4 protein-coding genes and 1 pseudogene are annotated in these 3,898 nt (G+C 66.9%); 2 read left to right on the top strand and 3 right to left on the bottom strand.

Going from position 1 to position 3,898, the window contains the following annotated elements; all coding sequences use genetic code 11:
• Window positions 1–2 precede the first annotated feature (2 nt).
• Together ACRDUX_RS05850 and ACRDUX_RS05855 are read left to right on the top strand one after the other, a co-directional pair.
• Window positions 3–698, top strand: coding sequence for an amino acid ABC transporter ATP-binding protein (locus ACRDUX_RS05850; RefSeq protein ID WP_526411907.1), 696 nt, complete (start codon window positions 3–5; stop codon window positions 696–698).
• Between the two features lie 178 nt (window positions 699–876).
• A pseudogene (locus ACRDUX_RS05855) lies at window positions 877–1,267 on the top strand (IS21 family transposase); the annotation flags it as partial.
• 9 nt (window positions 1,268–1,276) lie between these two features.
• Here ACRDUX_RS05855 and ACRDUX_RS05860 read toward each other — a convergent pair.
• The 3 genes from ACRDUX_RS05860 to mptB all read right to left on the bottom strand — a co-directional run.
• Complete coding sequence (locus tag ACRDUX_RS05860) at window positions 1,277–2,062, bottom strand: ABC transporter permease (RefSeq protein WP_526411909.1); 786 nt, start codon at window positions 2,060–2,062, stop codon at window positions 1,277–1,279.
• Window positions 2,059–3,024 (bottom strand): ATP-binding cassette domain-containing protein, encoded by a 966-nt coding sequence (locus tag ACRDUX_RS05865; RefSeq protein ID WP_526411911.1) that lies wholly within the window; start codon window positions 3,022–3,024, stop codon window positions 2,059–2,061. The genes ACRDUX_RS05860 and ACRDUX_RS05865 overlap by 4 nt, the downstream gene beginning before the upstream one ends.
• On the bottom strand, window positions 3,021–3,898 hold an 878-nt coding region (gene mptB, locus ACRDUX_RS05870; protein ID WP_526411913.1), incomplete at its 5' end, for a polyprenol phosphomannose-dependent alpha 1,6 mannosyltransferase MptB. The genes mptB and ACRDUX_RS05865, both read right to left, overlap by 4 nt.

Here is a 3,898-nt window from a genome sequence, read left to right on the forward strand (position 1 = left end):
GGATCACCCTGAGTGTGGCCAAGGGGGAGGTGATGTGCCTGCTCGGCCCCTCTGGATCAGGCAAGTCGACGTTCCTGCGCTGCATCAATCACCTCGAAAGCGTCGACGGTGGACGGATCACCTTCGACGGTGAGTTGATCGGCTACACCCAGCGAAAGGGGGCACTGCACGAGATGACCCCGCGCGAGGTCGCCCGGCAGCGGCGAGGAATCGGCATGGTGTTCCAGCGGTTCAACCTGTTTCCTCACCTGACCGCGCTGGAGAATGTGACCGCAGCACCGATTGGCATCCGCAAAATCCCGAAGACAAAGGCGGTCGCTGAAGCCCGGGAACTGCTCGACCAGGTAGGACTAGCCGACTTCTCTCACGCTCACCCTGCGCAACTGTCCGGAGGCCAGCAGCAGCGCGTCGCGATCGCCCGGGCCCTGGCCATGGGGCCGAAGCTGATGCTGTTCGACGAACCGACGTCGGCGCTAGATCCCGAACTAGTGGGGGATGTGCTCGACGTGATGCAGAAACTGGCCGCGAGCGGGATGACCATGGTGGTGGTGACCCACGAGATCGGGTTCGCCCGCAGTGTCGCCGACAGCATCGTATTCATGGACGACGGTGTGGTGGTCGAGTCCGGTCCGCCGAGCGAGATTCTCCGCAGTCCACGTCATCAGCGCACCAAGGCATTCCTCGATAGCGTTATGTGAGATGCGGCCAGGAAACTGTCAGCGGACATAAAAAGCTGGCCACTGGCGCGGAGATGAGTCTGCCCAGACCTACGGTGTGCTGCTCGGCGCGTCAGCGCCGTGGCGGCTTTTCCTGTGGTTTCGATATCGATGCCTAGTCGAATCGAAACCCGCAGGAGTGACCTACGGCCGCCGTGTGCGGGCGGCCGCGCAGCGCCCGAACGCGGTCATCGAGCATCCGCCGAGTGATGAAACCCAATGGGACTGGCTGGAATTGCCCGACCCACACGCATCCTGGGTGGGGCAAGACTGCGCACCTGTTAACCGGGTCGCTGGCGTGTTCGGGCAAGTGGCCGGCAGCGTTGTCCTTGGCGGAGGATCAGCCGCATCTGGTCGCTGCCCTGGACCGGGTGACCCGAGGCTTGGGCCGGGTGTGGCGCTTCTGCCGGATGGCCACCGTGTGCGATCCCGGCAGCGGACGGGTGACCGCATCCTTCCCCGGGGTGGCCAAACACTACGGGGTGTCGGTGGCGATCTGTCTGCCGCGGCGCGGCAAACGCAAGGGTGTGGTGGAGAAGGTCAATCACACCCGGTAAGGGTCAGGTGAAGCGGAACCAGCGCAGCGCGCATAGGGCCGCGACTGCGCCCCACGCGGCGAGGACCGCAACGCCGAACCAGTCCACCGACGACGTCAACGCCTGGGTCAAGGCCTCTGTCAGCGCGCCGGACGGGGTGAGCCTCGCCACGAAGCGCACGGTGGGCGAGACCATCCCACCCTCGAGATCGCCTTGGACCGTGAGCGCTCCGAGGCCCGCGAACACGAACCACAGAAGATTGGCCACCGCGAGGACGATCTCGGCACGCAGGGTGCCGCCGAGGAGCAGGCCCAACGCCGTGAAGCCCGCCGTTCCGACGGCGATGATCAGCGCGCCGAGTGCCAGCCCTGCGAGCGCGGGTCGCCAACCAAGGGCGAAACCGATGGCGCCCAACAGGATCGATTGCAGAAAGACCACGGTGACGACCGCAAGGGACTTACCGGCGATGATGCCCCACACCGGAAGCGCCGTCGCACCGAGGCGCTTCAACGCGCCGTATCGACGATCGAAGGCCACCGCGATGGCCTGCCCGGTGAAGGCGGTCGAGATCACGGCGAGCGCCATGATGGCGGGTACGAAGGTCGCCGCGCGGTTGGGACCGAACGAACCCAACGGCATCAGCACCAGCCCGATGAGCAGGGTGATCGGGATGAACATCGTCAACAGCAGTTGCTCGCCGTTGCGCAGCAGCAGCTTGAGTTCGAGACGGAACTGCGCGGCCAGCATGTTCGGCACCGTCGCCGGTCGCGGGTCGGGGGAGAAGGTTCCAGGAGCGAAGCGATTCGTCACGAGCGGAGTTCCCTCCCGGTGATGTCGAGGAAGACGTCCTCGAGGCTGCGCTGTTCGACGCGCATGTCGGTGGCCAGCACGTTGAGTCGCGCACACCAGGCGGTGACGGTGGCCAGCACCTGCGGGTCGATCCCGCCTTCGACGAGGTACTCCCCAGGACCGACTTCGCTGGACGCATAGTTCTCGGGTAGCGCTGAAACCAGAAGCGAGAGATCGAGTTTCGGCGGTGCCGAGAACCGCAGCTGGTTCTCGGCACCCCTGCCCATGAGCTCGGCCGGCGTGCCCTTGGCGACCGCAACGCCGTGATCGATGATCACCAGGTGATCGGCGAGTTGCTCGGCCTCGGTCAGTTGGTGCGTCGTGAGGACGACCGTGACGCCGTCGCGGCGCAGCCCGTCGATCAGGTCCCACACCACGATGCGCGCATGGGCGTCCATCCCTGCCGTCGGCTCGTCGAGGAACACCAGCTCCGGTCGACCCACCACCGCACACGCGAGGGCGAGACGTTGCTGCTGTCCGCCGGAAAGGCGCCGGTAGGTGGTCTTGGCGGCCTCGGTGAGACCGAGAGTCTCCATGAGCCACTTGGGCTCAAGCGGATTGGCCGAATACGCGGCGACGAGATCCAGCATCTCGCCTGCGCGCGCCGCGGGATAACCGCCACCGCCCTGGAGCATCACGCCCATGCGTTCGCGAAGCCGCGCATTGTCGGCGACGGGGTCGAGCCCGAGGATCTCGATCGATCCCGAATCGGGCTTGATGAACCCCTCGCACATCTCGACGGTCGTGGTCTTGCCCGCGCCATTCGGCCCGAGCAACGCCAGCACCTCGGCCTGCTGCACCTCGAGATCGAGGCCGTCGACGGCCGTCGTGGACCCGTACCGCTTCGTCACCCCGCGCAGCCGCACTGGGACGTCCGACGAGCGCTCGCGCGAGGAGCCAACTGCACCGGAACGGGAGGTCACGGTGAGTCAGCGTAAGCGTCGGGTCGGGTGATCGGTGGTGGGGAGCCGGGTGGGGAGTCGGCCCCGACGGTTCCGCTCGCGTCCGGCATCGGACGCCACGGCAGACGCCGGTAGGTGATCGCGATGAGGATCGCGACGATGATCGCGCTGGCGAGGGTGGCATCGAGGATCTGGAACAGGGCGAAGCGGTCGCCGTTGGCCGTGGGGCCGAATATGCCGACGATCAGCGTGATCACGATGGTGGTGCCGCGGAATCCCGGCCTCGTCGCCCATGTCGCGAGCGGGATGATCGCCCACAACAGATACCAGGGCTGCACCACCGGGAACAGCAGCACCGTCGCGCCAAGCGCGACGCCGAGACCGCCAACGGGATGCAGTCGACCGCGCAGAACGGCCAGCAGGAGCCACGTGACGAGAATTGCGATGATGATCACACCGATGGCACGGGTCAGGCCCAGCACCGCAGTGGTGTGGTCGCCCAGCCCGAGCAGGATGCCCACCTGGCCGGTGCCGAGCGCGATCAGCGTCGGTGGCGACATCCACGACCGCACGACGTTGGCGGTGCCGAGAGTGAACAGCCACCCGAAGCCCAGCCCGCTGGCCCAGCCGATGAACGCCGTCACCACCACGGCGATCGCCGTCAGCGAGCCGCCCGCGACCAGGAACGCGCGGAACGTGCCGCCCCACTTGCACGCCAGCGCCATCGCCACGAACCCCAACGCCAGCAGCGACGGCAGTTTCACCTGCGACGACATCGTGATCAGCACGGTCCCCGCGATCAGCATGCCCAGCGGTAGCCACCGCGCCCAGTCGGCGTGCCCATGGGGCCAGCGCAGGGGACGCGGTATGAGCGGGCCCGCGAACCTGCCGTCGC

It is taken from the genome of Mycobacterium sp. (assembly GCF_050701675.1).
In the GTDB taxonomy this organism is placed as follows: domain Bacteria; phylum Actinomycetota; class Actinomycetes; order Mycobacteriales; family Mycobacteriaceae; genus Mycobacterium.